The organism is Variovorax sp. Root434, from assembly GCF_001426595.1.
Classification (GTDB): domain Bacteria; phylum Pseudomonadota; class Gammaproteobacteria; order Burkholderiales; family Burkholderiaceae_C; genus Variovorax.
This window is the reverse complement of the sequence record NZ_LMEK01000002.1, coordinates 180,292-202,988: the sequence shown is the minus strand read 5'-3', so window position 1 is coordinate 202,988 and position 22,697 is coordinate 180,292. Positions and strand designations below refer to the sequence as shown.

At 68.4% G+C, this 22,697-nt stretch carries 19 protein-coding genes; 16 read left to right on the top strand and 3 right to left on the bottom strand.

Annotation, left to right across the window (positions count from 1 at the left end; all coding sequences use genetic code 11):
• Positions 1 to 2: 2 nt before the first annotated feature.
• The 3 genes from ASD05_RS04595 to ASD05_RS04585 are packed head-to-tail and all read left to right on the top strand — an operon-like array spanning position 3 to position 3,195.
• Positions 3 to 1,805: an ArnT family glycosyltransferase gene (locus ASD05_RS04595; RefSeq protein WP_056588324.1), complete on the top strand. Its 1,803-nt coding sequence runs from the start codon at positions 3 to 5 to the stop codon at positions 1,803 to 1,805.
• Positions 1,802 to 2,797, top strand: a complete 996-nt coding sequence (locus tag ASD05_RS04590) for a glycosyltransferase family 2 protein (RefSeq protein WP_056588321.1) — start codon at positions 1,802 to 1,804, stop codon at positions 2,795 to 2,797. The genes ASD05_RS04595 and ASD05_RS04590 overlap by 4 nt, the downstream gene beginning before the upstream one ends.
• Positions 2,794 to 3,195: a GtrA family protein gene (locus tag ASD05_RS04585; protein WP_056515750.1), complete on the top strand. Its 402-nt coding sequence runs from the start codon at positions 2,794 to 2,796 to the stop codon at positions 3,193 to 3,195. The genes ASD05_RS04590 and ASD05_RS04585 overlap by 4 nt, the downstream gene beginning before the upstream one ends.
• A gap of 19 nt (positions 3,196 to 3,214) precedes the next feature.
• Here ASD05_RS04585 and ASD05_RS04580 read toward each other — a convergent pair whose 3' ends face one another.
• Genes ASD05_RS04580 through ASD05_RS04570 form a run of 3 tightly spaced genes read right to left on the bottom strand, consistent with a single transcriptional unit; the run spans position 3,215 to position 5,909 of the window.
• On the bottom strand, positions 3,215 to 4,414 hold the full coding sequence (locus ASD05_RS04580) for an amidohydrolase family protein (RefSeq protein ID WP_056588318.1): 1,200 nt from the start codon (positions 4,412 to 4,414) through the stop codon (positions 3,215 to 3,217).
• Complete coding sequence (locus ASD05_RS04575) at positions 4,360 to 5,118, bottom strand: TetR family transcriptional regulator (RefSeq protein ID WP_056588315.1); 759 nt, start codon at positions 5,116 to 5,118, stop codon at positions 4,360 to 4,362. Before ASD05_RS04575 ends, ASD05_RS04580 begins: the two co-directional genes overlap by 55 nt.
• A gap of 17 nt (positions 5,119 to 5,135) precedes the next feature.
• On the bottom strand, positions 5,136 to 5,909 hold the full coding sequence (locus ASD05_RS04570; protein ID WP_007831891.1) for a ferredoxin--NADP reductase: 774 nt from the start codon (positions 5,907 to 5,909) through the stop codon (positions 5,136 to 5,138).
• A 323-nt stretch (positions 5,910 to 6,232) separates the two neighbouring features.
• On the opposite strand from ASD05_RS04570, the gene ASD05_RS04565 reads away from it, so the two are divergent.
• The 13 genes from ASD05_RS04565 to ASD05_RS04505 all read left to right on the top strand — a co-directional run bounded on the left by ASD05_RS04565 (position 6,233) and on the right by ASD05_RS04505 (position 22,679).
• Positions 6,233 to 7,849: a hypothetical protein gene (locus tag ASD05_RS04565; RefSeq protein ID WP_056588312.1), complete on the top strand. Its 1,617-nt coding sequence runs from the start codon at positions 6,233 to 6,235 to the stop codon at positions 7,847 to 7,849.
• Between the two features lie 155 nt (positions 7,850 to 8,004).
• Complete coding sequence (locus tag ASD05_RS04560) at positions 8,005 to 8,910, top strand: UPF0280 family protein (RefSeq protein ID WP_056588309.1); 906 nt, start codon at positions 8,005 to 8,007, stop codon at positions 8,908 to 8,910.
• Between the two features lie 22 nt (positions 8,911 to 8,932).
• Positions 8,933 to 9,574, top strand: coding sequence for an amino acid synthesis family protein (locus ASD05_RS04555; RefSeq protein WP_007831883.1), 642 nt, complete (start codon positions 8,933 to 8,935; stop codon positions 9,572 to 9,574).
• A gap of 31 nt (positions 9,575 to 9,605) precedes the next feature.
• Positions 9,606 to 10,190, top strand: a complete 585-nt coding sequence (locus ASD05_RS04550) for an amino acid synthesis family protein (RefSeq protein WP_056588306.1) — start codon at positions 9,606 to 9,608, stop codon at positions 10,188 to 10,190.
• Positions 10,191 to 10,257: 67 nt separating this feature from the next.
• Positions 10,258 to 11,463 (top strand): ABC transporter substrate-binding protein, encoded by a 1,206-nt coding sequence (locus ASD05_RS04545; protein WP_056588303.1) that lies wholly within the window; start codon positions 10,258 to 10,260, stop codon positions 11,461 to 11,463.
• 25 nt (positions 11,464 to 11,488) lie between these two features.
• Positions 11,489 to 13,420, top strand: coding sequence for an ABC transporter permease (locus ASD05_RS04540; protein WP_056588300.1), 1,932 nt, complete (start codon positions 11,489 to 11,491; stop codon positions 13,418 to 13,420).
• Positions 13,417 to 14,223 carry an ABC transporter ATP-binding protein gene (locus ASD05_RS04535; RefSeq protein WP_056588297.1) on the top strand — a complete coding sequence of 269 codons (807 nt, stop codon included), beginning with the start codon at positions 13,417 to 13,419 and terminating at the stop codon, positions 14,221 to 14,223. The genes ASD05_RS04540 and ASD05_RS04535 overlap by 4 nt, the downstream gene beginning before the upstream one ends.
• Positions 14,220 to 14,954, top strand: a complete 735-nt coding sequence (locus ASD05_RS04530; RefSeq protein ID WP_056588293.1) for an ABC transporter ATP-binding protein — start codon at positions 14,220 to 14,222, stop codon at positions 14,952 to 14,954. Before ASD05_RS04535 ends, ASD05_RS04530 begins: the two co-directional genes overlap by 4 nt.
• A 163-nt stretch (positions 14,955 to 15,117) precedes the next feature.
• Entirely contained in the window at positions 15,118 to 15,843 is a 726-nt protein-coding gene (pncA, locus tag ASD05_RS04525) for a bifunctional nicotinamidase/pyrazinamidase (protein WP_056588290.1), read from the top strand.
• A gap of 40 nt (positions 15,844 to 15,883) precedes the next feature.
• Positions 15,884 to 17,044, top strand: a complete 1,161-nt coding sequence (locus tag ASD05_RS04520) for an ABC transporter substrate-binding protein (protein WP_414930035.1) — start codon at positions 15,884 to 15,886, stop codon at positions 17,042 to 17,044.
• Entirely contained in the window at positions 17,022 to 17,522 is a 501-nt protein-coding gene (locus ASD05_RS04515; protein WP_056588284.1) for a (2Fe-2S)-binding protein, read from the top strand. Before ASD05_RS04520 ends, ASD05_RS04515 begins: the two co-directional genes overlap by 23 nt.
• 136 nt (positions 17,523 to 17,658) lie before the next feature.
• Positions 17,659 to 21,399 (top strand): molybdopterin cofactor-binding domain-containing protein, encoded by a 3,741-nt coding sequence (locus ASD05_RS04510; RefSeq protein WP_056588275.1) that lies wholly within the window; start codon positions 17,659 to 17,661, stop codon positions 21,397 to 21,399.
• Positions 21,400 to 21,485: 86 nt separating this feature from the next.
• Entirely contained in the window at positions 21,486 to 22,679 is a 1,194-nt protein-coding gene (locus ASD05_RS04505) for a fumarylacetoacetate hydrolase family protein (protein WP_056588272.1), read from the top strand.
• The last annotated feature ends 18 nt before the right edge of the window (positions 22,680 to 22,697 follow it).

The window sequence follows — 22,697 nt, the reverse complement described above, 5'->3', positions numbered from 1 at the left end:
TGATGTTTGCAGCCGCGCATTACGCGGCCTTGTCGATCTTCGTGATCGGCTGCTGGGGCTTCGGCCGCGCGCTGCTGGGCCGCCTGGCCCCGCCGCCGCGCCGAGATGCGGTTCTCGAAGCGGCCATGGCCGTCGCGCTCGGGGTCGGCCTGTACATCTGCGCCTTCCAGGCGCTGGCCATCTTCGGTGCTTTCAAGGCCGGCGCGACCGTGGCGCTCGTTGTGGCAGGCGTGGTGGCCGCTGCGCTCCAGCTTCCGTCGTGGCTGCGCGAGCGGCGCGCCTTGCGCGCGAACGAACCCGCCGCGCCGTGGACCTACGTCGAGCGCATCGCGCTGATTGCGCTGGCCCTGGTCGCGCTGCCCGCGCTGGTGGCGCCGCTCGCGCCGCCGATCGCCTTCGACGAACTGATGTACCACCTGCCGTACGCGCGCCAGGTCGCACAGCAGGGCTCGCTGGGCATCCACGACTGGCTGCGCTACCCCTGGTTCCCGTACAACTACAACCTGCTCTACGCCGCCGCGCTGCAGCTCGGCGACGACGTGCTGCCGCATTTCCTCAATGCGCTGGCGGGTGCGCTGTCGGTGGTGATGGTCTATCGCCTGGGCATCCTGCACGCCAACCGGCTCACCGCCTGCATCGGCGCGGCCATCTGGCTGGGGCTCGGCGATTACTCCAACGCGCTGATCGACATGGGCGTGGCGCTGTTCGTGCTGTCGGCCTGCGTGGCGCTGTGGTGGTGGCGCGAATCGGAGCCCGTGCACGGCGGCATGCGCTGGCTCGGCGTGGCCGCGTTCTGCCTCGGCGTGGCCGCGGGCTCGAAGTACCAGGCGCTGATCTTCCTGCCGCTGGTGGCGGTGTTCGTCATCCGGCACGAGCGCCGACCCCGGGCCTGGGCGCTGGTGTTCGCCTGCTTCCTGGTCCCGTGCGTGTACTGGTATGCGCGCAACGCCATCATGACGGGCGACCCGTTCAACCCCATCGGCGCGCGCGTGTTCGGCTTCACCGAGTGGACGCCGGCCGACTACGTACAGCAGGTGGCCGACGTGCGCGTGCATGCCGAGCTGCCCAACGCGCTGATCTGGTCCGTGTTCTTTGCTCCGTTCAGCGTGTGGTGGAAGCGCTCCGCGGCGGTGCGCGCCGCTGGCTGGTTCTGCCTGTATTCGGTGGCCGTCTGGGTCGTGACCTCGCGCTATCCGCGCTACCTGACGGCCTCGTTCCCGCTGCTGGCCGCGGTCGCGGCGATCGGCTGGCAGGTGCTGTTCGGCTGGATCGTCTCGGGCGTTCGCCGCATGTTCGGCGCCAGGAACACGGCGCAGGACGCACCGCCCGCTCCCGTCACGCGGCGCACGCCGGCTCGCATGGGCGACTGGGTGGCCGTGCTGCTGCTGGCCGTGCTGGCCGCCGTCTCGGTGCGCCAGACCGCCGCCAAGGTCGCGATGGTTTCGATCACGCCCGAGGCCCGCGAGGCCGTGCTGCGCCGGCACGTGCCGGGCTATGCCGTGATGGACTACCTGCGCCGCAACGCCACAGGCCGCGTCTACCAGATCGCGCTGAACGAGGCGATCTACTACGGCCCCAACCCCATCTGGGGCGACACGCTCGGGCCGTGGCGCTACACCGACTTCGGGCGCCTGTCGGGCGGCGATCTCGCGCGCAAGCTCGGCGACATGGGCTTCACCGCCGTGGTCCTGCCGGACTCCGTGGTGCCCGTGTTCAGCGCGCGCATCGATTTCGACAAGTACTTCGCCGTGGAGTACGAGAAAGACGGCAGCCGGGTCTACCGTATCCTTCCCGCCGCACCATGAGCTACACCGTTTCCCCCGCCATTCCAGGCAACGCCGGCCTGCGCATTGCCGCGGTCATCCCCTGCTACAACGAGGCGCTGGCCATCGCCCAGGTAGTCGAGGGCTTTCGCGCCGCGCTGCCCGAGGCCGAGATCCACGTCTTCGACAACAACTCCAGCGACGACACGGCCGCCGTGGCGCGCGCGGCCGGCGCCATCGTCACGCACGTGGCCCTGCGCGGCAAGGGCAACGTGGTGCGGCGCATGTTCGCCGACGTCGAGGCCGACGTGTACGTGATGGTCGACGGCGACGCCACCTACGACGCCGGCGCCGCGCGCCGGCTCATCGACCGGCTGGTGAACGACAACCTCGACATGGTGGTCGGCAGCCGCGTGGACGACGGCCAGGACGCGCACACCTACCGCACCGGCCACCGCCTCGGCAATCGCATGCTCACGGGTGCCGTGGCGCAGCTGTTCGGTGGTGGCCTCAGCGACATGCTCTCGGGCTACCGCGTGTTCTCGCGGCGCTATGCCAAGTCGTTCCCGGCGCTGTCGCGCGGCTTCGAGACCGAGACCGAGCTCACCGTGCACGCGCTCGAACTGCGCATGCCCTATGCAGAGGAAGGCACCGCCTACAGCACGCGCCCCGAAGGCTCGGTCAGCAAGCTCTCGACCTACCGCGACGGCTGGCGCATCCTGAAGACCATCTGCAAGCTGTTCGTGAGCGAGCGGCCGCTGCAGTTCTTCTCGATCATCGGGGGGCTGCTCGTGCTGATGTCGATCGCGCTGGTGGTGCCGCTGTTCATGACCTACATGCACACCGGCCTGGTGCCCCGGCTCCCCACGGCGGTGCTGGCCACGGGCGCGATGCTGGCGGCCATGCTGTCCTTCGTGTGCGGCGTCGTCATGCAGGCCATCACGCTGGGGCGGCGGGAGGCCAAGCGGCTGCGCTATCTCGCGATTCCGGGCGTGCGCGAGCAGGCGACCCGCGCTTCACGCGCCTCGCGATGAAGATCGGACGCGAGTTCCTCTCGTTCGCCGCCGTCGGCGTGATCGGGCTCGTGGTCGACGTGGTCGTGCTGTACCTGCTGGCGCCGCTGCTGGGCTGGTATGCGGCGCGCGTGGTGTCGTTCCTCGCGGCGGCGACCACCACCTGGGCCTTCAACCGCCGCTACACCTTCGCGGCCAGCGCAGCGGCCGGCCGTTCCCTCTGGCGCGAATACCTGGGCTACCTGGCAACCATGGCCGCCGGCGCGGTGCTGAACTATGGCGCCTACGTGCTGACGCTGCACTGGGTCGAAGGGCGCTGGGCGGCGGCCCTGGGCGTGGCGCTGGGCAGCCTCGCCGGCATGAGCGCCAACTTCCTGTCGGCGCGCTACCTGGTCTTTCGCTCGCACCGCGGCGGCTGAAGCCGCCGGCACGGCGCGCTCAGTGCGCGCCGGAAACGACGACCGGAATCTCGGTCGCAGGCGGCGTGTTGCGGCTGCGGCCGCAGCGCACGATGCCGTCGATCATCACCATGCCCACGCCCGGAATGTCGCCGAGCTGCACGCTTTCGAGCAGACCCGGCGCGGGCGAATGCTGCGCGCGGTCCATGAAGACGAAGTCGGCGTCGCGGCCCACCTCGACCAGCCCGCAGTTGAGCTTGCGGATCTTCGCCGTGTTGCCCGTGGCGAAGCAGAACACCAGCTCGGCCGGGATGTTCGCAATGGACGACAGCATCGCCACCATGCGCAGGATGCCCAGCGGCTGCACGCCCGAGCCCGCGGGCCCGTCGGTGCCGAGGATCACGCGGTGCGGGCACTTCAGCTCCAGCGCCGCTTTGGCTGCCGCGATGGCGACCTTCTCGTTGCCGTTGTGCACGATTTCGATGGCGCGCGAACTCTTCTCGCACAGCTCGCACACGTGCGCCTCGGGCAGCGAGGTGTGGCCGCCGTTGATGTGGCCGATGATGTCGGCGTCGGCCTCGAGCACCACGTCCTTGTCGATCAGGCCCGAGCCCGGGATCGACGGGCCACCCGTGTGGATCGTGCTCTGGATGCCGTACTTGCGCGCCCAGGCCACCATCTCCTTGGCCTCGTAGCCGGCCTTGACCGAGCCCAGTCCCACTTCGCCGAGCAGGCCCACGCCGGCCTCGGCGAGTTCCTTGAAGTCGCTCTCGACCATGCCCTTCTCGATGACGGGCGCACCGGCGAGCACCTTCACGCCGCCGGGGCGGAAGTTGTCGAAGGCGCGTTGCGCGGTGATGGCCAGCGCCTTCAGTCCGACGATGTCCTTGGGGCGGCCGGGCAGATGCACTTCGCCGGCGGAAATCATCGTGGTCACGCCGCCGTGCATGGTCGAGTCGATCCAGCCGATCTGGCCCTGGCGCGGCGTCCAGTCGCCGAACACCGGATGCACGTGGCTGTCGATCAGGCCGGGTGCCACGCAGGTCTTGCGTGCGTCGATCACGTTCTGTGCGCCTTCGAGGTCGCAGTCTTTCTCCTTGCCGACCGCCACGATCAGGCCGTCGTTCACCACGATGGTGTCGGCGTCGAGGATGGGCTTGTCGATGTCGCCCGAGAGCAGCAGCCCTATGTTCTTGATGACGACCTTGCCCGACTTGCCGCCGGCTGCGATTTCTGCCATTTCGATGTGTCCTCGTGGGGTGGTGTGTTGTCTTGCGGCTCGTCCGCGCGCACCGTGCGCAGCAGCGTCTCGATCACGAAGTCTTCCCAGTGCGCGACGGCCTCCGGCGACTCCATCGGCTCGCCGAGGAAGGCGGTGAGCGTGTGCCGGTTGGATGTGTAGAAATAGCCGGTGGACGCGATCAGCAGGTAGATGTCGCGCGCCACGAGGTCCTTGCGGAACAGGCCCTGTGCCGCGCCGCTGACGAGGATCTCCGCAATGATCGCCACCGCCCGCGACGAATACTCGCGCGCGCGCAGCGACTTCGAAATGTGCCGCCCCTTGTGCAGGTTCTCGGTGTTCAGCAGCGTGACGAACTCGGGGTTCTTGCGGTAGTAGCCGAGCACGAAGCGGATCACTTCGGTGAGCGCCTCCACCGGCCGCGAGGCGTCGAGCGCAATGGCGGCCTCGGCGTCGTCCATGCGCTGGTAGATGCCCTCGAGCACCGCGATGAACAGGCCTTCCTTGCTGCCGAAGTAGTAGTAGATCATCCGGTCATACGACTTCGCGGCCTTGGAGATCTTCTCCACGCTGCCGCCGTCGTAGCCGTATCGGGCGAACACCTTGGTCGCCGATTTCAGGATGCTGTCGCGCGTGGCCTGCGCCGCGGCCTCGCGCACGCCGGTGCGGCGCTGGGGCTTGGCGGCGGTGCGGTTGTCGGCCATTGCGCGCGGCGCCCTGCTTATTTTTCGGCGAACGCGCGCTCTACGACGAAGTCGCCCGGCGTGCTCGTGTTGCCTTCCTTGAAGCCGCGCTTTTCCAGGATGTGCTTCAGGTCGACCAGCAGGCCGGGGCTGCCACACAGCATGACGCGGTCTTCCTCGACGTTGAGCGGGGGCAGGCCGAGGTCGTCGGTGAGCTTGTTGCTCTCGATCAGGTCGGTGATGCGGCCCTGGTTGCGGAACTCCTCGCGCGTGACCGTCGGGTAGTAGAGCAGCTGCTTGGCAACCATCTCGCCCAGGAACTCGTGCTTGGGCAGGTGGTCGATCACGAGGTCGTGGTAAGCCAGCTCGTCGACCTGGCGCACGCCGTGCACCAGGATGACCTGCTCGAACTTCTCGTAGGTGTCCGGGTCGCGGATGATGCTCATGAACGGTGCCAGGCCGGTGCCGGTGCCGAACAGGTACAGGCGCTTGGCCGGCAGCGTGTAGTCGATCAGCAGCGTGCCGGTGGGCTTGCGGCCCACGATGACGGTGTCGCCCACCTGGATGTGCTGCAGCTTCGAGGTGAGCGGGCCTTCTTCCACCTTGATGCTCAGGAACTCGAGATGTTCCTCGTAGTTCGGGCTCACGATGCTGTAGGCGCGCAGCAGGGGCTTGTTGTTGACCTTCAGGCCGATCATCGTGAAATGACCGTTCGAGAAGCGCAGCGCCGGGTCGCGCGTGGTGGTGAAGGTGAACAGGCGGTCTGTCCAGTGGTGGACGCTCAGGACGCGTTCTTCGCTGAATGCACTCATACGGAACTCAAGAGTTGGTTGGAACAGTGGAAGGTGGCTGGGCCGGGATGCACGCCCTTGGGGCATGCCGCCGCCGGCCGGCTGCGAACCCTCCATTGTCGTTGGTCGGAAAAACCCCGGCGGACAGCGCGAGAAAACACCATTGCAAGCATCGGGCCCGTTTGCTACATTGACTGCGAATGTAGTGAACGCAACATGAAAGTGTAGGGAATGCTACACAAACGGAAGTCGGTGCACAAGCGGGCTGACGGCACGTTTGTTGCAAACCCCGGCAGCCAGGATTTGCCCCTCGCCATCACCGAAACGCCCACGAGATCGCCCCGATGACAGAACACACCAAGACAGATGGCCTCCCCGGCATGGACATGCCCGTGGTGGCCGAAGCCGGCAGCGGCGCCTTCGGCAAGGCGCCGCCGCGCAACGAGCGCATGAGCACGGCCAAGGTCGAGTGCAACGCCTGCCCGGTGTTGTGCCAGATCTCCGACGGCCGCACCGGCGCCTGCGACCGCTACGCCAACCGCGACGGCGTGCTGGTGCGCGTCGATCCGGTGGTGCTGCTGCGCCGAACGATCGAGAGCGAAGCGCCGGCGCTGGTGCCTTTCGATCGCCCGGGCGCCGAGCCCGCCACGGCGCAGGCCCCCGACTGGAAAGGCGACCTGCTGCACGCCGACGAAGTCTTCGTCACTGGCGTGGGTTCGTCCACCACCTACCCCGACTACAAGCCGGCCCCCTTCATCGTGGCCTCGAAAGCCCAGGGCGTCGACATGGTCACCGTCGTCACCGAAGGCATCTTCAGCTACTGCAGCTTCAAGGTGAAGATCGATACCGACCGCTTCCTCGGCTCCGAGCAGGCCAACGTGCGCTACCGCGGCGAGGTCGTGGGCCACGTCACCACGGCCGAATACGGCTCGCAGATGCTGTCGCTGGGCGGCGTGCACCACCTCACCGGCGGCAGCAAGAAGGAGGGCCGCATGACGGCCGAGCTGATGCAGCTGCTGGGCAACAAGAAGGCCGTGGAGTGCACCATCGACGGCGGCTCCACCCTCGTGATCCAGGCCGGCAAGGCGCCCATCGTCAACGGCGTGGAAGAGCAGCGCATGCGCGTGGGCTGCGGCTCGGCGGCTGTGGGCATCTTCGCGCGCCAGTTCGCGGGCGTGGCCGACGAGGTGGTGGTGGTCGATGACCACATCACCGGCGTGCTCACCGAGCACCAGGCCGGGCGCTGCCTCGACATGGCGCCCTCGGGCATCCAGATGCTGGGGCGCAAGTCGACGCCGGGGCGCTACTTCCAGGTGGCGAACCCGGGCAACGGCTGGGGCGGCACCGACATCGCCGATCCGCTCGCGATCATCGAGGGTTGGGAAGAGGGCGTCGCGCGGCCCGGCCTGCGCTTGCTGATGACCTCGACCACCGGCGAGCACGCGCAGTGGTACGTGCTCGACGACGCGCTGAAGCCCGTCGAACAGCCGATGCCGCCCGAGGTGAGACGCATCGTCGATCGCATCGGCGAAAACTGCGAGCCTTCGCTGTGCACCGTGCTGTTCCTCGGTGGCGCTGGCGGCAGCTTGCGCGCGGGCGTCACCGAAAACCCGGTGCTGCTCACGCGTGCGATCAAGCGCGCGCTGGTCAACGTCACCTGCGGCGGCGCGCCGGCCTATGTGTGGCCTGGCGGCGGCATCACCGTGATGGCCGACGTCATGCGTATGCCCGACAACAGCTTCGGCACCGTGCCCACGCCGGCCATCGTCGCGCCCATCGAATTCAGCATGCGGCGCGATGACTACGCCGCGCTCGGCGGTCACATGGAGCACATCTTTTCGCTCGAGCAGGCGCTTGCGCGCGGTGCGTGGCAGGAAGACGGCGCACCGCTCGCGCGCCAATGGCTCGCGGTGGACGATGCCAACCCGTGGCCGCTCGGCCACGCACCCATGCTGGGTTGATCCATGCTCGCGTCGATGTGCGGCTTGCGTGTTGCTCCTTCCCCCTCTGGGGGAAGGCTGGGATGGGGGCGGGCAGAGCGCCCAATGGACACGCCGCGTGCCCCCACCCCGGCCCTCCCCCRGARGGGGMGGGAGAAAGACGGGAGCGCGCAGCCATGAGCGCCCAACGCAGTGCCCTCGACAGCGGCCGCTGGCACTTCAACCACGGCCCGATCGACATCGTGGCCGAGGCGCACGGCGACCCCTATGCCGTCGCGGCCGCGCACGACGCGGCGTGGGCGCGCTTCGTCCATGTGCTCGACGAGCTCGTGCGCGAGCTGCCGCTGCTGCGCCTGCCCGTGAGCGACGACATGCGTCCGCGAGGCGTGGTCGCCAGGCGCATGTGGGACGCCTGCGCCGCGTTCTCGCCGATGTTCATCACGCCCATGGCGGCAGTCGCGGGCTCGGTCGCGCAGGAGCTGATCGCGTTCTACGACCGTCCCGGCATCGAGCGCGCGTGGATCAACAACGGCGGCGACATCGCACTGCACCTCGCGCCCGGCCAGTCGGCGCGCGTGGGCGTGTTCGCCGACCTCGCGCGCTTCGACTGGCGCGACCACGGCGGCACCCTCACCACCGACGGCCAGTTCGAACTGCGCGCGGATCAGCCCGTGCGCGGCGTCGCCACCAGCGGCTGGCGCGGTCGCAGCTTTTCGCTGGGCATCGCCGACAGCGTGACGGTCCTGGCCGCCACCGCAGCACAGGCCGACGCCGCCGCGACAGTGATCGCCAACGCCGTCGATGTCGACGACGACGCCATCGCGCGCCGCCCCGCGAACGAATGCAAGGACGACAGCGACCTCGGCGACATGCTCGTCACGGTCGACGTGCCGACGCTCGCACCGTCGCAGGTCAAAAGCGCACTCGATACGGGCGCGATCTGCGCCAAGGTCCTGCAGAAAGGGGGGCTCGTCTGGGCCGTTCTACTCGTTTGCCAGGGGCAGTTTCGACTTGTCGAGCCCTTATGCTCGAAGTCGCTGCAGACAGTGCTGCCGAAAGCAGTTGGTTCAGTATTTGCTTAACGAAAAGCAAGGTCCTTTTTTCATGATCGATATACGCCGCGTCTTCACCCATGTCGAGCACATCCACCACGAGTTCGGACCGCGCGCCGACACCCCGTTGGTGCGTGGCGCCATCGGCGCGGTGCTGACCAATCCATTCGCCGGCCGCTACGAGCCCGACATCCTGCCGATGATGGCGCTGCTCGACCCCGTGGGCGTCGACATGGCGCACAGGCTGCACGCCGCCATGGACGTGCCACTGGAGCAGATCGCCACCTACGGCAAGGGCGCCATCGTCGGTGCCGATGGCGAGCTGGAGCACGGCGCGCTGTGGCATGTGCCCGGCGGCTACGCGATGCGCGAACTGCTCGGCTGGAAGGGCAGCCGCGCTGCCTACACCGCGGGCAAGGCCGAAGAGAAAACCGGCCAGCCAGGCAATGCGCTGTCCATCGTGCCCTCGACCAAGAAGGTCGGGCCGCCCGGTGCCGCCCTCGACGTGCCGCTGACCAACATCAACGCGAGCTACGTGCGCGGCCAGTTCGACGCCATCGAAGTGCGCGTGCCCGGCGCGCCTGCGGCCGACGAGATCGTCTTCATCCTCGCGATGAGCACCGGCTACCGCGTGCACGCCCGCGTCGGCGGCCTGCTTGCCAAAGACATCAGCAAATGGGACGGCCTGCGCTGACCTGAACAAGAGACACGAAGGAACACAAGACATGACCGCCAACATCCGCAAGCTCGTCATCCAGGTCGACGAAACCCGCAAGGAGATGGGCCAGGACGTCACGCCGCCCACGCGCCGCGCCGTCGCCATCGCCGTGATCGAGAACCCCTACGCGGGGCGCTACAGCGAGAACCTCGACGAACTCATCGCCATTGGCGAAGAGCTCGGCGCGCTGCTGGGCCAGAAGGCCGTGAAGGCGCTCGGCATCGAGCCTGGCCAGGCGCAGAGCTACGGCAAGGCCGCCATCGTCGGCGAGCGCGGCGAGCTCGAACACGCCGCGGCCATCCTGCATCCCAAGCTCGGCGCGCCGCTGCGCGCGGCGGTCGAGAAGGGCGCGGCGCTCGTGCCTTCGGCCAAGAAGCAGGGCACGCTGGGCACCGCCATCGACGTGCCGCTCGGCCATAAGGACGCGGCCTTCGTGCGCAGCCACTTCGACGCCATCGAAGCCCGTGTGAGCGACGCGCCGCGCGCCAACGAGATCGTGGTGGCGGTCGCGGTCACCGACAGCGGCCGTCCGCTGCCGCGCATTGGCGGCCTGCAGGTCAGCGAAATCAAGGGCGAAGACGGTCTGCGTTAACGCCGTCCCGCCCGCCCGCACCCACTCACGCCGTTTTCTTCTCTTTCGATCCCAAGGAGTTTTCCTCATGAACCCATTGCGTCACGTCTTCAGCGCCGCGGCCCTCGCCGCGCTGACCACTGCTCTCGTTCCCGCGCATGCGCAGGGCGTGATCAAGATCGGCGAGGTCAACAGCTACAAGGCCCAGCCCGCCTTCCTCGAGCCCTACAAGAAGGGGATGGAACTGGCCGTCGAAGAAATCAACGCCAAGGGCGGCGTCAACGGCCGCAAGGTCGAACTCATCACGCGCGACGACAACGCCAACCCCGGCGACGCCGTGCGCGTGGCCGAGGAGCTGGTGGCGCGCGAGAAGATCGACGTGCTCACCGGCACCTTCCTGTCGAACACCGGCCTGGCCGTGGCCGACTTCGCCAAGCAGAAGAAGATCTTCTTCCTGGCCGGCGAGCCGCTGACCGACAAGATGACCTGGCAGGGCGGCAACGAATACACCTACCGCCTGCGCCCCGGCACCTACATGCAGGCCGCGATGCTCGTGCCCGAGGCCGTCAAGCTCAAGAAGAAGCGCTGGGCCGTCGTGTACCCCAACTACGAATACGGCCAGTCGGCCGTGGCCGCGTTCAAGACGCTGCTGAAGGCCGCGCAGCCCGACGTCGAGTTCGTCGCCGAGCAGGCGCCGCCGCTCGGCAAGGTCGATGCGGGCGCGGTCGCGCAGGCGCTGGCCGATGCCAAGCCCGACGCGATCTTCAACGTGCTGTTCGGCGCCGACCTGTCGAAGTTCGTGCGCGAAGGCAACACGCGCGGCCTGTTCAAGGACCGCGCGGTCGTCAGCGTGCTGACCGGCGAGCCCGAGTACCTCGACCCGCTGAAGGACGAAACGCCCAATGGCTGGATCGTGACCGGCTACCCCTGGTACGGCATCCAGACGCCCGAGCACAAGGCCTTCTTCCTCGCCTACCACGGCAAGTACAAGGACTATCCGCGCCTGGGCTCGGTGGTCGGCTACAGCATGATCAAGTCGGTCGCGGCCGGCATCGAGAAGGCCAAGAGCACCGAGACGCCGAAGCTCACCGCCGCGTTCAAGGGCCTGCAGGTCGACACGCCGTTCGGCAAGATCAGCTACCGCGCCGAGGACCACCAGTCCACCATGGGCGCCTTCGTCGGCAAGACGAAGAACGAGAACGGCAAGGGCGTGATGGTCGACTACACGTATTTCGACGGCGCCAAGTTCCAGCCGAGCGCCGCCGACGTGAAGAAATCGCGCACTGCCGACTGACCCTCTTTTCGGAACGCTTGCACCCATGAGCCTCTCGTCCCTGCTGCTGCAGTTCCTCACCGGGCTGTCGTCGGCGTCGTCGCTGTTCCTCGTGGGGGCCGGCCTTTCGCTGATCTTCGGCGTCACGCGCATCGTCAACTTCGCGCATGGCTCCTTCTTTATGGTCGGCATCTACCTGGCCTACACGCTGGTCGAAAAGCTCGGCGGCGGCATGGCCTTCTGGCCGGCCGTGGTGCTGTCCGCCGTCGCGGTCGGCATCCTCGGCGCGCTGATCGAGATGGTGCTGCTGCGCCGCATCTACAAATCGCCCGAGCTGTTCCAGCTGCTGGCGACCTTCGCGCTCGTGCTGGTCATCAAGGACGCGGTGCTCTATGTCTGGGGCCCCGACGAACTGCTCGGACCGCGCGCGCCGGGCCTGTCGGGCTCGGTCGAGATCCTGGGCCGGCAGTTCCCCACGTATGACCTGTTCCTGATCGTCGTCGGCCCGGTCGTGCTCGGCCTCATGTGGCTGCTGCTCACGCGCACCCGCTGGGGCACGCTGGTGCGCGCCGCCACGCAGGACCGCGAGATGGTCAGCGCGCTGGGCGTGAACCAGGCCTGGCTGTTCACCGCGGTGTTCGGGCTCGGCGCGATGCTCGCGGGCCTGGGTGGCGCGCTGCAGCTGCCGCGCGAGCCGGCCACGCTCGCGCTGGACCTCAACACCATCGGCGCGGCCTTCGTGGTCGTGGTGGTGGGCGGCATGGGCTCCATTCCGGGTGCCTATGCGGCGGCGCTGCTGATCTCGGAGATCAAGGCGGTCTGCATCTGGATCGGCGTGGTGGAAATCTTCGGCTACAGCGTGTCCTTCTCCAAGCTCACGCTGGTGGTCGACTTCGTCGTGATGGCCGTGGTGCTGGTGTGGCGCCCGTGGGGCCTGTTCGGCCGGCCGCAGGCGCCGAGCCGCTACGTGGGCATGGCCGAGGAGCCGCTGCGCCGCGCGAGCAAGGGCTACCTGTGGCTGGTCGCCGCGCTGGGCGTGGTGCTGATGGCGATGCCGCTGCTCACCGCCGATTCGCCCTACACCACGGTGCTGCTGATCGACCTGCTGATCGCCGCGCTGTTCGCTGCCAGCCTGCACTTCATCATGGGCCCGGCCGGCATGCATTCGTTCGGGCATGCCGCCTACTTCGGCCTCGGGGCCTACGGCGCCGCGCTGCTGGTGCGCGCGAGCGGCTTGCCGATGGAAGCGGCGCTGGTCGTGGCGCCGTTGGTCGCGGCCATCGGCGCCTTCGTCTACGGCTGGTTCGCGGTGCGGCTGTCGGGTGTGTACCTCGCGATGCTCACGCTGGCCTTCGCGCAGATCACCTGGGCCATCGTCTACCAGTGGGACTCGTTCACCGGCGGCAGCAACGGCCTCACGGGCGTGTGGCCCTCGGAGTGGCTGTCGGACAAGCGCACCTACTACTGGCTCACGCTGGTGCTCGCGGCCGCCGGCATCCTGATGCTCCGCCGCGTGCTGTTCTCGCCCTTCGGCTACGCGCTGCGCGCGGGCCGCGACTCGCTGCTGCGCGCAGATGCCATCGGCATCGACGTCAAGCGCATGCAGTGGACGGCTTTCGTCATCGCGGGTGCCGCTGCTGGTTTGGCCGGGTCTTTGTATGCGTTCTCGAAGGGCAGCATCTCGCCCGAAAGCCTCAGCGTCGACAAGTCGGTCGACGGGCTGGTGATGGTGCTGCTGGGCGGCATCCAGACGCTGGCGGGGCCGGTGGTGGGCGCCGTCACCTTCAGCTGGCTGCACGACACCGTGGCGCGCAACACCGACTACTGGCGCGCAACGCTGGGCGCGATCATCCTGCTCCTCGTGCTGCTGTTCCCGCAGGGCATCGCGGGCTTCGCAAAGCAGCTGACCGACCGCGTGCTGCGCCGGGCCAAGCCCGATTCACCGACAGTGGCCGAGGCGAAGGAGGCCAAGGCATGACCACCTCCAATGCACCCCTGCTCAAGGTCGAGAACCTCGGCAAGTCCTTCGGCGGCGTGAAGGCCGTCGATGGCATCAGCTTCGAGCTGCACGCCGGCGAGCTGCTCGCGCTGATCGGACCGAACGGCGCCGGCAAATCCACCACCTTCAACATGGTGAACGGCCAGCTGAAGGCCGACCAGGGTTCGATCCTGTTCGACGGGCACGAGCTCGTGGGCCGCAAGCCGCGCGACATCTGGCGCCGCGGCGTGGGCCGCACCTTCCAGATCGCCGAGACCTTCGCCTCGCTCACCGTGGCCGAGAACGTGCAGATGGCGCTGCTGTCGCACGACGGCAAGCTGTTCTCGATGTGGCGCCGCGCGGCCGACCACAAGCGCGACGAAGCGCTGGCGCTGCTCGATCAGGTCGGCATGAAGTCGCAGGCCGACCGGCCCTGCAGCGTGCTGGCCTACGGCGACGTGAAGCGCGTCGAGCTCGCCATCGCGATGGCCAACTCGCCCAAGCTGCTGCTGATGGACGAGCCCACCGCCGGCATGGCGCCCAAGGAGCGCAACTCGCTGATGGCGCTGACCAAGGATCTCGTCATCCAGCGCGGCATGGCCGTGCTCTTCACCGAGCACAGCATGGACGTGGTGTTCGCGTATGCCGACCGCATGATCGTGCTGGCGCGCGGGCGCCTTATCGCGCAGGGCAAGCCGCTCGAGATCCGCGACCATCCCAAGGTGCAGGAGGTGTACTTCGGCAGCGGCAAGACCTTCGAGAAGATCGCTGAAAAAGCAGCAGCCATTGGAGAAGCCGTATGAGCACGCATGAACCCCTGCTGCAAGCCAAGGCCCTGTGCGCCTGGTACGGCGCGGCGCAGATCCTCTATGACGTCGACCTCGACGTGCGGCGCGGCGAAGTCGTCGCGCTCATGGGCCGCAACGGCGCGGGCAAGTCGACCACGCTCAAGGCGCTGATCGGCATGCTCGCCAAACGACGCGGCGCGGTGCGCTTCCTGGGCCACGACATCTCGAAGAGCGAGCCGCACCACGCCGCGCGACTGGGCCTGGGCTTCGTGCCCGAAGACCGCCGCGTGTTCACCGACCTCACGGTGATGGAGAACCTCGAGGTCGGCAAGCAGCCTGCGCGCCGCTGGGCCGACGGCACCGACGCGCCGCTGTGGACGCCCGAGCGGCTGTTCAAGCTGTTCCCCAACCTCGGCGAGATGCCCAACCGTCCGGGCGGGCGCATGAGCGGCGGCGAGCAGCAGATGCTCACGGTCGCGCGCACGCTCATGGGCAACCCCTACCTGGTGCTGCTCGACGAACCGTCCGAAGGCGTGGCCCCGGTGATCGTCGAGCAGATGGCCAACATGATTCTCGAATTGAAGGCGCAGGGCGTGAGCATCCTGCTGTCGGAGCAGAACATGCACTTCGCCGAGCTGGTGTCCGACCGCGCCTATGTGCTCGAGAAGGGGCAGATCCGCTATCACGCGACGATGGCCGAACTCGCGGCCAACGACGAAGTGCGCCGTGCTTACCTGAGCGTCTAGCATGAAGCTCACCCCCAGTCTTCGCGCACTTCGTGTCGCTTCGCCAACCCCCTTCCAGGGGGCAACACCGACGGCCCGGCAAAGCCGGTTCCGTGGTGTTCCTGGAAAGTTTCTCTTGTCCTGATTCAAGTTCTTCTTCCAGTCCCTACCAGGAGTCCACGCCATGCATCGCAGAACCCTCGTGAAATCCGCCGCCGCCCTCGGGCTGGCCAGCGGCCTCGGCAGTTTCGGCTTCAACGCTTTCGCGGCCGGCAAGATCAAGCCGGGCGCCAAGGCCGCGTTGATCGTGGTCGACGTGCAGAACTGCTTTCTCGACGGCGGCACGCTCGCGGTCAAGGGCGGCAACGAGGTGATTCCGGTCATCAACGCACTCGCACCGGCGTTCGAGAACATCGTCGTCACGCAGGACTGGCACACGGCGGGCCATGCGTCGTTCGCAAGCACCTACAGCGGCAAGAAGCCCTTCGAGACCACCAAGCTCAGCTACGGCACGCAGGTGCTGTGGCCCGACCACTGCGTGCAGGGCACGGACGACGCCGCGCTCGGCAAGGACCTGAAGGTGCCCACCGCGCAGCTCGTCATCCGCAAGGGCTTCCACAAGGACATGGACAGCTACTCGGCCTTCGAGGAAGCCGACCACAAGACGGCCACCGGCCTGGCCGGCTACCTGAAGGCGCGCGGCATCAAGACCGTGTTCGTCACCGGGCTGGCCACCGACTTCTGCGTGGCATGGACCGCGATGGACGCGCGCAAGGCCGGCTTCGAGGCCTATGTGATCGAGGACGCCACGCGCGGCATCGACCTCAACGGCTCGCTCGCCGCGGCCTGGAAGCAGATGGCGGCCAAGGGCGTCAAGCGCATCCAGTCAGCCGACGTACAGGCCACCTGAAAGAACGTTCCCTAACGACGACAACCTGAGAAAAAGACGCATGAAGCTTTCGATATCAAGGCGCGCCATGGTGGCGGGCGGCGCAGCGCTGGCGCTCGGCCCCGGACTTCTTCGATCGGCACGCGCTGAAAACGGCGTCTCCGACACCACCATCCGCATCGGCCAGTCGGCCGTGCTCAGCGGGCCGGCGAAAGACTTCGGCATCGACTATCGCGCGGGCATCAAGCTGTACTTCGACCGTGTCAACAAGTCGGGCGGCATCAACGGCCGCAAGATCGAACTCGTCACCTACGACGATGCCTACGACCCCGCGAAGACGGCCGCCAACACCGCAAAGCTGATCGACGAGGACAAGGTCTTCGCGCTCACCGGCTACGTGGCCACCGGCAACCTCGCAGCCGCGATGCCGCTCGCTGAGAAGGCCGGCGTGCCGATGTTCGCGCCGCTGGTGGGCACCAGCTCGTTCCGCGCCAAGGTCAACCGCTACCTGTTCCACGTGCGCGCGGGCTACGACCTGGAGCTGCGCAAGATCATCAGCCACCTCTCGACCATCGGCATCTCGTCGATCGCCGTGGTGTACCAGGACAGCCCCTTCGGCAAGTCGAACCTCGCCACCTGCCAGGAACTGGCGGCCGACTACAAGGTGCAGGTCGTGAAAACGCTGCCGCTCGCGATCACCGCGGAAGACGCGAAGCAGGTCGCCACCAGCCTCGCCGAGGCCAAGCCCGGCGCGGTCGTGATGATCATGGCCGGCCGCATGGTCGAGGTGTTCATGCGCGACTACCGCGCGAACGGCGTGGGCTCGCCGCTGTACACGCTGTCGGTCGGCATCACCGACGCGGCCGGCTCGGCCAAGCGGCTCGACGGCAAGCTCGCGGGGCTGGTCACGGCCAGCATCGTGCCGCCGCCGACGGCGCAGCGCGTGCCCATCGTGGCCGACTACCAGCGCGACCGCGCGGAGTTCGGCGAGAAGATCGACAGCTACACCGCGCTGGAGGGCTACATCGTCGCGCGCGTGATGACCGAGGGCCTGCGCCGCGCGGGCAAGACGCTCACGCGCGACAGCTTCATCGCCGGGCTGGAGAGCATCGGCAGCACGCGCTTCGGCGACTTCCCCATCGAGTACAGCGCGAAGAACCACAACGGCTCGACCTTCGTGGACCTGGAGATGTACACCCGTGACGGACAGTTGCGGCGCTGAGCCGCTGCACCTGCTGGTCAACGGCCAGGCGCAATCGATCGAGGGCGTGCCGCGCGAGGCGACGCTGCTGCACCTGCTGCGCAACGACCTGGGGCTGAACGGCCCCAAGTACGGCTGCGGGCTGGGGCAGTGCGGCGCGTGCACGGTGCATGTCGACGGCGTGGCGGCGCGCTCGTGCGTGATTCCCGCGCACGGCGTGGCGGGGCGTGCGGTCACCACGCTCGAGGGGTTGGGCGCGCGCGGCGATTGGCATCCGGTGCAGGCCGCGTTCGAAGACGCGCAGGCCGCGCAGTGCGGCTACTGCCTCAACGGCATGGTGATGCAGGCGGCCGCCTTGCTCGCGCACGATCCGGACGCGAGCGAGGCGCGCATCCGCAGCGAGCTGTCGGGCAATCTGTGCCGTTGCGGCACGCACATCGAAATACTCGATGCGGTGCAGCGCGCGGCTTTCCGCATGCGTGCGAAGGCACATCCATGAGCGGCCCGCGTTGTCCCCTCTCCCGCGTGCGGGAGAGGGCCAGGGTGAGGGCGGGGGCCTTCGCACAAGCACAGCCTTTGCAAGCGTCGCCGGCCCTCACCCCAACCCTCTCCCGGAGGGAGAGGGGGCAACAGCCATGACGCGCCGCGCCGACCTTCCGCGCACGCGCGCCGAATTCCTCGCTGCCGACGGCGTTCTGCTGGTGGTGCGCGAGACCCCACCCGCGCCGCCGACCGCCAATGGCCAGCCAGCCTTCATCGCAGGCAACCCCATCGAGGGCGACGAGATCCTGCTCGCCGTGTGGGACGACGGCAGCGCCTCGGCGCTCAACGGCCATGTCGATCTAGGCACCGGCATCCAGACCGCGCTCGGACAGATCGTGGCCGAGGAACTCGACCTCGGCATGCCCTGCGTGCGCGTGATGCTCGGCGACACCGCGCGCGCGCCCAACCAGGGCGCGACCATCGCGAGCGCGTCGATCCAGATCCATGCGCAGCCGCTGCGCCTGGCCGCCGCACAGGCGCGCGCGTGGCTGCTCGCACGCGCGGCCGAGCGGCTCGGTGTGGCCGCCGATGCGCTGCAGGTGCACAACGGCGTGGTGCGTGTCGCCGAGGCGCCGGATCGCCACGTCGGCTACGCCGAACTCGTGGCCGGCCAGCGCACCGTGCTGCGGCTCGATCCCCAGGCGCAGCCCAAGGACCCGGCGGACTACCGCGTCGTCGGCACGCGCCAGGCGCGCGTCGACATTCCGGCCAAGCTCGCGGGCGACCTCGTCTTCGTGCACGACATGCGCGTGCCCGGCATGCTGCATGGCCGCGTGGTACGCCCGCCGTATGCGGGCGCGGACCATGGCGAGTTCATCGGCAACACGCTCGAGTCGGTGGACGAGTCGTCCATCGCGCACATTCCCGGCATCCGCGCCGTGGTCGTCATTCGCGATTTCATCGGCATCGTGGCCGAACGCGAGGAGCACGCCGAGCAGGCGCTGCGCGAACTGCGCGTCGCGTGGAAGCCGTGGCCCGGCATGCCCGACCTCGGCGACCTTGCACAGGCGCTGCGTGACAACCCCTCGACGCAGCGCCTGCTGGTCGATGAAGGCGATGTGGACGGCGCCATCGCCGCGGCCGCGCAGCCGATGCACCGCACGTACGTGTGGCCGTACCAGATGCACGCGTCCATCGGGCCCTCGTGCGCGCTGGCCGAGTGGCAGCCGGTCGATGGCGGCGGCATCGCCCTTCGCTGCTGGGCCGGCTCGCAGAATCCGCATGTGCTGCGCGCCGATCTGGCGAAGCTCATGGACGTGGAAGACGTGCAGGTCGACGTCATCCGCATGGAAGCCGCAGGCTGCTACGGCCGCAACGGCGCCGACGACGTGGCCGCCGATGCCGCCTTGCTCGCGCGCGCCGTCGGTGTGCCGGTGCGCGTGCAGCTCACGCGCGAGCAGGAGCACGCCTGGGAGCCCAAGGGCGCCGCGCAGCTCATGGAGATCGACGGTGGACTCATGGCTGATGGCCGCGTGGCCGCCTACGACTTCGAAACCTCGTACCCGTCCAACGGCGCGCCCACGCTCGCGCTGCTGCTCACGCGCACCATCGAGCCGGTGGCGCAGGCCTACGAGATGGGCGACCGCACCGCGCGCCCGCCCTACGGCTACGACAACCTGCGCGTGAAGGTCAACGACATGGCGCCGATCGTGCGCGCCTCGTGGCTGCGCGGCGTGTCGGCGCTGCCGAGTTCGTTCGCGCACGAGTCGTACATCGACGAGCTCGCCACGGCGGCGGGTGTCGATCCGGTGCAATTCCGGCTGCGGCACCTGGACGATCCGCGCGCGGTCGAGCTCGTGCAGGCGACCGCGCAGAAGGCCGGCTGGCGCATGCGCACCGGACCGCAGGAAAACGCCGACGGCGGGCTCGGGGAGGGCGGCGACATCCTCTTCGGGCAGGGCTTCGCGTATGCGCGCTACATCCACAGCAAGTGGCCGGGCTTCGGCGCGGCGTGGGCCGCGTGGGTGGCCGATGTCGAGGTCAACCGCAAGACCGGCGAGGTGCATGTGCGCCGCGTGGTGGTGGGGCACGACGCGGGCCTGCTGGTCAACCCGGCGGGTGTCGAGCACCAGGTGCACGGCAACGTGATCCAGACCACGAGCCGGGCGCTGAAGGAGCAAGTGCAGTTCGCGCCGCAGGGTGGGTCTGGCGGCGCACAACTGCCTGGTGTGTTGCCTTCCGGTGTGGTTGCGAGCCGCGAGTGGGGCAGCTATCCGATCATCAATTTCCGCGAAGTGCCGGTGATCGAGGTGATGCACATGCCCCGGCCCGGCGAGCCTTCGCTGGGCGCGGGCGAATCGTCGTCGGTGCCGGGGACGGCGGCGATCGCGAATGCGATCTTCGATGCGACGGGGGTGAGGTTCAGATCGCCGCCGTTCACGCCCGAGACGGTGTTGGCGGAGTTGAATCGAGAATTTCTCCCTCCCCCTTTGGGGGAGGGCGGGGGTGGGGGCGAGCGGCGTACGAATGGTGACGCTGCCGTGCCCCCATCCCAACCTTCCCCCAGAGGGGGAAGGAGCAAGACCGATGCGCCCTGGCCCAAGAGCAAGGGCCTGTGGGCCACCGGCGCCGCACTCTTCATCGGCGGCCTCGGCGTCATCGCCGGCCTGCTCGGCTGGCGCTCCGCCATCGCGCCCGTATCGCTCACCGCGCCCGTCTACAGCCAGTCCACCATCGACCGTGGCCGCGTGCTCGCCGCCGCCGGCGACTGCGCCGTGTGCCACACCGCGCCCGGCGGCGCACCGAATGCAGGCGGCCGCGCGATGGAGACGCCCTTTGGCACGCTCTACACCACCAACCTCACGCCCGATGCGGACACGGGCCTCGGTCGCTGGTCGTTCAGTGCCTTCCAGCGCGCGATGCGCGAAGGCGTCTCGCGCGACGGCCACCACCTGTACCCCGCGTTCCCCTACACCGCGTTCGCCAAGACCAGCGACGACGACCTGCAGGCGCTCTATGCGTACTTCATGTCGATGCCCGCGGTGCGTGCGGAAACGCCGAAGTCCGAACTCAGGTTCCCGTTCAGCATGCGCCCGTTGATGGCCGGCTGGAACGCGCTCTTCCACGACCCCACGCCGGTGCAGCCCGTGGCCACGCAGAGCGCGGAGTGGAACCGCGGCGCCTATCTCGTCAACGGCCTGGGTCATTGCGGTGCCTGCCACACGCCGCGCAACGCGCTGGGCGCGGAGCAGGGCGGCAGCGCGTTCCTCTCGGGCGCGGTGGTCGACGGCTGGGAGGCGCCCGCACTCACGCAGTTGTCGAAGGCCGCCGTGCCGTGGGACACCGACGCGCTGTACCACTACCTGCGAAACGGTCATTCGCCGCGCCACGGCATCGCGGGCGGACCGATGGCCGAGGTGGTGCGCGAACTCGCGCAGGTGCCCGATGACGATGTGCGCGCGATGGCCGTGTACCTCGGCTCGTTCAATCCCGCTCCGGTGGCCGAGCCGCAAGCGCTCGCGCAACAGGCCATCGACAACGCGGCGCGCACCCAAGGCCAGCTTCTCGGCCCCGCGCAGCGCATGTTCGACAGCGCCTGCGCGTCATGCCACCACGACGGCAACGGCCCCACGCTGCTCGGCGTGAACACGCCGCTGGCCCTCAACAGCAGCCTCACGAGCGCGCGGCCCGACAACCTGCTGCGCACCATCCTCGACGGCGTGCGCGAACCCGCGAGCCGCGACATCGGCTTCATGCCTGCGTTCCGCGAGGCGCTCGACGACCGGCAGATCGCCGAACTCGCCGGCTACATGCGCGCGCGCTTCGCACCGCAGGAGCCCGCGTGGGCCAACCTGCCCGCCGAAGTGGCGCGCGTGCGTGCCGCGCGGCACTGACACAAAAGGAGCCGCCGACCGCGTCGTCTCTCCGCTGCGCCGCTACGATGCAACGTAGCGCACACAACTCACGGAGACACCACGCCATGCCGCTCGATCTTTCAACTTTTTCCAGCCTGCCCCGCGACGCCGAACGCGCCACCCTCGTCGGCCGTCTCTGGCAACCCGGCGTGGGCCCCGTGCTGGTGGCCGTGCACGAAGGCGACCTGTACGACCTGTCGAGGCTCGCACCGACCATGAGCGACCTGCTCGAAGGCAAGGAGGCGCCCGCCGAAGCCGTTCGCCGCGCGTTGCGCAGCGCACCGCGCATCGCCTCGCTCGACGAGGCCATCGCCAACAGCGACGAGAGCGCACGCGACGCCGGCAAGCCCTGGCTGCTCGCGCCCTGCGACCTGCAGGCCATCAAGGCCAGCGGCGTCACCTTCGTCGCGAGCCTGCTCGAACGCGTGATCGAGGAGCAGGCGCGCGGCGACGCCTCGAAGGCCGAGGCCACGCGCGCGGCCATCGGCGGCGTGCTCGGCGACAACCTCGCCGACATCGTGCCGGGATCGCCCGAGGCCATGAAGGTCAAGGACGTGCTGATCGCGCAAGGCGTGTGGTCGCAGTACCTCGAGGTCGGCATCGGCCCCGACGCCGAGATCTTCACCAAGGCCCCGGTGCTCGCTGCCGTGGGCACGGGCGCCGATGTCGGCATCCATTCGGGCTCGGTGTGGAACAATCCCGAGCCGGAGGTCGTGCTCGCCGTCAACAGCCGTGGCGAGACGCTCGGCGCCGCGCTCGGCAACGACGTCAACCTGCGCGACTTCGAAGGCCGCAGCGCACTGCTGCTGGGCAAGGCCAAGGACAACAACGCCTCGTGCGCGATCGGCCCCTTCATCCGCTTGTTCGATGCGCACTTCGGCATCGAGGACGTGCGCCGCATCACCGTCGCGCTGGAAGTGACCGGCCCCGAGGGTTTCACGCTCGAGGGTTCGAGTTCGCTGTCGAAGATCAGCCGCGATCCGCTCGATCTTGTGGCGCAGACCGTGGGCAAGCATCACGCCTACCCGGATGGCTTCATGTTGTTTCTGGGCACGATGTTCGCGCCGACACAGGACCGTCACGGGCCTGGGCAAGGATTCACCCATGTCGTTGGCGACCGCGTGCGCATTGCCGCGCCCGAACTCGGCGCCCTCGTCAATCGCGTGGTGCACGCCGATCAGGCGCCGATGTGGACTTTTGGCATCAGCGCGTTGATGCGCAACTTGGGTGAACGCGGACTGCTGAGTGTGAACATGTAGACGTTCTGTTTGAATTTT